This window comes from Enterobacter sp. V87_3 (assembly GCF_029967835.1).
In the GTDB taxonomy this organism is placed as follows: domain Bacteria; phylum Pseudomonadota; class Gammaproteobacteria; order Enterobacterales; family Enterobacteriaceae; genus Enterobacter; species Enterobacter cancerogenus.
In genome coordinates this window covers 1-641 of record NZ_JASCAM010000007.1, presented here as the reverse complement: position 1 = coordinate 641, position 641 = coordinate 1, and the positions used below count along the sequence as shown (strand labels likewise).

The 641-nt window shown below is 54.4% G+C and carries 1 protein-coding gene; it reads left to right on the top strand.

The genetic code is table 11. The features are described 5' to 3' along the window. A partial coding sequence (locus tag QLG21_RS00570; protein WP_282483654.1) for a GTP-binding protein occupies positions 1-641 on the top strand: 641 nt, incomplete at both ends.

The following is a 641-nucleotide window of genomic DNA, read 5'->3' as shown; positions in this document are numbered from 1 at the left end:
CTGGCTAAGACCTACGGTGGTTCTGCTCGCGCATTCGACCAGATCGATAACGCACCAGAAGAAAAAGCGCGTGGTATCACCATCAACACGTCCCACGTTGAGTATGACACCCCGACTCGCCACTACGCACACGTAGACTGCCCAGGCCACGCCGACTATGTTAAAAACATGATCACCGGTGCTGCGCAGATGGACGGCGCGATCCTGGTTGTTGCTGCGACTGACGGCCCAATGCCTCAGACCCGTGAGCACATCCTGCTGGGTCGTCAGGTAGGCGTTCCTTACATCATCGTGTTCCTGAACAAATGCGACATGGTTGATGACGAAGAGCTGCTGGAACTGGTAGAGATGGAAGTTCGTGAACTGCTGTCTCAGTACGATTTCCCGGGCGACGACACCCCAATCGTTCGTGGTTCCGCGCTGAAAGCGCTGGAAGGCGAAGCAGAGTGGGAAGCGAAGATTGTTGAGCTGGCAGGCTTCCTGGATTCTTACATCCCAGAACCAGAGCGTGCGATTGACAAGCCATTCCTGCTGCCAATCGAAGACGTATTCTCCATCTCCGGTCGTGGTACCGTTGTTACCGGTCGTGTAGAGCGCGGTATCGTTAAAGTTGGCGAAGAAGTTGAAATCGTTGGTATCAA